Source organism: Zafaria sp. Z1313 (assembly GCF_050563205.1).
Lineage (GTDB): Bacteria > Actinomycetota > Actinomycetes > Actinomycetales > Micrococcaceae > JAZDCJ01.
This window is the reverse complement of sequence record NZ_JBNWUK010000048.1, coordinates 1-4,023: the sequence shown is the minus strand read 5'-3', so window position 1 is coordinate 4,023 and position 4,023 is coordinate 1. Positions and strand designations below refer to the sequence as shown.

Annotated in this window: 3 protein-coding genes; 2 read left to right on the top strand and 1 reads right to left on the bottom strand. The window is 61.4% G+C overall.

Features of this window, described 5'->3' with window-relative positions; all coding sequences use genetic code 11:
* Positions 1-33: 33 nt before the first annotated feature.
* A protein-coding gene (locus ACQ3I4_RS16590; RefSeq protein ID WP_430633870.1) for an IS3 family transposase occupies positions 34-1,214 on the bottom strand; the annotation gives its coding sequence in 2 pieces (ribosomal slippage) (positions 34-951 and positions 954-1,214; 1,179 coding nt in all).
* A 63-nt stretch (positions 1,215-1,277) separates the two neighbouring features.
* Between ACQ3I4_RS16590 and ilvC the strand changes: the two genes are divergently transcribed.
* Together ilvC and istA are read left to right on the top strand one after the other, a co-directional pair.
* Positions 1,278-2,303 (top strand): ketol-acid reductoisomerase, encoded by a 1,026-nt coding sequence (ilvC, locus tag ACQ3I4_RS16585; protein ID WP_430633937.1) that lies wholly within the window; start codon positions 1,278-1,280, stop codon positions 2,301-2,303.
* A gap of 911 nt (positions 2,304-3,214) precedes the next feature.
* Positions 3,215-4,023 (top strand): IS21 family transposase (istA, locus tag ACQ3I4_RS16580; protein WP_329864004.1); only part of this gene is annotated, 809 nt, incomplete at its 3' end.

Genomic DNA, 4,023 nt, shown 5'->3' with positions numbered 1-4,023 from the left:
AGGGTCTGCTGAAGGTTTAGTTGACTCCATGGTTTAGGCCGCCAGGGCGACGGCCTTTTGGTGGATGGTTTCGTATTCGACCGGGGTTAGCTTACCGAGCCGACGCTGTCGTCGGCGGCGGTGATAGGTCCGTTCGATCCAATGGATGATGGCCAGGCGCAGCTGATCGCGGGTGGTCCAGCGGCGGCGGTCGAGGACGTTCTTCTGCAACGTAGCGAAGAAGCTTTCCATCGCCGCGTTGTCCCCGGCGGCTCCGACCCGGCCCATCGAGCCGACCAGCCCGTTCTGCTTCAGGGCGTGCTGGAACTTCCGGGACCGAAATTGGCTACCGCGGTCGCTATGGACAACACAACCGGCGACGTTGGAGGCCCCACGCCGGGCCACGGCGTCCTTGAGGGCGGCCACCGCCAGACCAGACTTCATCCGGCGGTCGATGGCGTAACCGACGATCCGTCCTGAGCAGGCGTCCTTGATCGCGCACAGGTAGAGCTTGCCCTCACCGGTGCGGTGCTCGGTGATATCCGTCAGCCACGTGGTGTTGATGCTCTCGGCGGTGAAGTCCCGCTGCAACAGGTCGTCACAGACCGGCGGGCCGGGCTTCGCCCCGCCCCGCTTGGCGCGGCGCACGGTGGCGGAGAAGATCTGCTGCTGAGAACACAGCCGCCACACCCGCCGCTCGGAGACCCTGTGGCCAGCCGCCTGCAGTTCATCGGCGATGAACCGGTGCCCGAATTCCGGGTCATCGGCGTGGACGTCGTAGGCGGCGTCAATCAGATGGGCTTCCTCCCAGTCCCGGTCGCTGACAGGCCGGGCGTTCCACTTATAGAACGCCTGCTTAGAGAAGCCCAACACCCTGCAGGTCACCGTCACCGGAATCTCGGCGGCGGCAAGGTCACGGACCAGCGGGTACATCATTTTGGGCGGGCCTGCCCGGGCTTCAGATTCGCCTGCGACAAGTAAGCGGTGGCCTGGCGCAGGATCTCGTTCTCCTGCTCCAGCTCACGGATCCGTCTGAGCATCCTGGCCTGCTCGGCTTTCCCCTCGGTGCTCTCGGCGGGTTCGAATCCGTGCTGGTCGAGGCGGTTCTCGTTTACCCAGGACTGCAGCGCGGACCTGGACATCCCGAGGTCCTTACAGACCTGTACCTGGGTCATTCCTTGCTCGAGCAGCTCCAGGGCGCTGGCCTTGAACTCCTCCGAGTAGATCTTCGGCATGATGAATATCCTCTCTGCTCCGCAGAGCAGTCAGGAAGTCAACCGAACCTTCAGCAGACCCTAATGACTGAAATGTATTACGAGGACGACGCCGACCTGTCGATCATCCAGCGCCGCAAGGTAGCCGTCATTGGTTACGGATCCCAGGGGCACGCCCACGCTCTGAGCTTGCGTGATTCCGGCGTTGACGTACGCATCGGACTCAAAGAAGGTTCCAAATCCCGGGCAAAGGCCGAGGCCGACGGCCTTCGCGTCCTCAGCGTCGCCGAAGCGGTATCTGAAGCCGATCTCATCATGCTCCTGGCCCCCGATCAGGTCCAGCGCCACGTCTACGCCGAGCACATCGCGCCCAATCTCCAGGCCGGCGACGCATTGTTCTTCGCTCACGGATTCAACGTCCGCTATGACTACATCAAGGCTCCGGCGGAAGTGGACGTAGCTCTGGTCGCACCCAAAGGCCCTGGCCACATCGTCCGCAGGGAATTTGAAGCCGGCCGCGGCGTGCCTGCCCTAATAGCCGTTGAACAGGATGCTTCCGGTAAGGCAAAAGAACTGGCGCTTTCCTACGCCAAGGCTATTGGAGCCGCCCGGGCCGGTATCATCGAAACCACCTTCACAGAAGAGACGGAAACAGACCTTTTCGGCGAACAGGTCGTACTCTGCGGCGGGGTCTCGCACCTCATTCAGTATGGGTTCGAGACGCTGACGGAAGCCGGTTACAAGCCTGAAGTGGCTTACTTCGAAACACTCCACGAAGTGAAGCTCATTGTTGACCTAATGGTTGAAGGCGGTATCGCTAAGCAGCGTTGGAGCGTCTCCGACACTGCTGAATATGGTGACTACGTGTCCGGCCCCCGGATCATTACCCCTCAGGTGAAGGAAAACATGAAGGCAGTCCTTGCCGACATCCAAGATGGTACCTTTGCCCGACGCTTTATCGATGATCAGGACGCCGGAGGTCCCGAATTTCAAGCGTTGCGCAAGAAGGAAGAGGGACATCCAATTGAGGCTACGGGTCGCGACCTGCGCAGCCTCTTTTCCTGGGTCCACTCCGATGACGATTACGAAGAAGGCACCGCTGCTAGGTAGGACTGGGCCCTAGTCGCGTGTAAGCATCCCCGTACCATGCAGGTACCTGCGCGATTCAAGCTTAGTGAATACCTCACTCGTCAGCGAGGTATTCACTAAGTTGGATCAGATCCTTGACTTGCTTTGTTAGGCAATCGTTGACGTCAGGGCGTACCTCTACGCAACTGCATTCGTACGTACCTAAATGGACCGGATAACCAGCAGGTTGCCGGAAGGCGCGCTACGGGGGCGAGCCTTACTGTCCAGATGACACCGCACCAGTTTTGTTGCAAATGGGTAACAGTGCTTGTGGAGGTTGGGATAGGGGTAAGATGCACCACGGTGCAGAGGGGGCTCGTGCCTGTCTAGGCCCAAAAAAATTTTCTCATGCAAGTGCCGTACTCTTTCCCACCTCTCCCGGAGACTGCTTGGGTATCCGGTAACGATCTGAGGCAAGGCTGTCACTGCAGTCCGCCAGCCGCAGTGCTCCTGTATTCCTCTAGCGCTCCCGCGCCAGTTGGCAGTTTCTGCTGCAGTAGCAGAGCCTGGAGGACCATATCCTTCTCCTCTCTGGGGAGAGCCCTTCGTGAACTCAGAGTTGCTATCTCTCCGCAATCAAGGTGTTCTGCCGCAACCCGAGTAAACCTTAGTCTTACTCCGAGTTTGCGTATGGGTAACTGAAGGAAAGTACTGGTCTCGGCGCTGGTCAGATATATGAGGTCTGGGTCGTCCCCACCCTCGGTTAGGGTCGGGATACACAACACTGTTTGAATATTCGCTTCGTTGGGGTCCACCGGTCGTGCGTTCGGGGGCCGGTGCGCTCATCGCCCGATATTGAGCGTGGGGACCGGCAGTGGCGTGCTTGGGGGCCACCGCGCGCTTAGGCTCCTTCCGCCGTACGTATAGGGCGCACGGCGGAAGGAGAACCATCAATGGTACGGAAGATCAGGGCCAAGCTGGTGTTGCAGTTGCGGGCCGAGGGCTTGTCCGGCCGGGTGATCGCGGCGTCGCAGGGCATGTCCCGGAAATCGGTCACGGCGGTGCTGGAGGCCGCCGACGCTGCCGGTATCGGCTGGGACGAGATTAAGGACCTTGCCCACGGCGAGGTTTACGAGTTGTTGTTCCCGGGTCGTGGTGAGCATCAGAGCGTGTTCGCCCAGCCGGACTGGGAGCGGGTTCATCGGGAGCTGGCGCGGGTCGGGGTGACGTTGAAGCTGCTGCACGGCGAATACGCTGATGGCTGCGCGGCCGGCAGCGAGCCGGCGATGGGATACGACCGGTTCTGCCGGACCTACCAGCGCCACGTGCTGGTCACCGGGGCCGCCTCGAGGGTCGGGCATAAGGCCGGGCAGACGGTCGAGGTGGACTGGTCCGGGCCGACGATGCAGCTGCACGGTCCGGTCACTGGCGCGACCCGGACGGTGTTCTTGTTCGTGGGGTGCCTGCCGTTCAGCCGCTACGCCTTCGTCGAGCCGACCTTGGATATGAAGCAGGACACCTGGTTGCGGGCGCACGTGTCGATGTTCGAGGCGTTCGGCGGCTCGGTGCCCAGGATCGTGCCGGACAACCTGAAGACCGGGGTGATCAGTCATCCCCGTGAGGGCGAGGTCGTCCTGAATGATGCCTACCGGGAGATGGCCGCGCACTACTCGGCTGCCGTGCTGCCGGGGAGGGTGAGGTCTCCTAAGGACAAGGCCAGCGTGGAAAACACGGTCTGGCACGTGGCCATGCGCGTCATCGC

Coding starts and splice junctions, on each gene's coding strand:
- ilvC (WP_430633937.1), top strand. CDS start 1,278: ATGACTGAAATGTATTACGAGGACGACGCCGACCTGTCGATCATCCAG.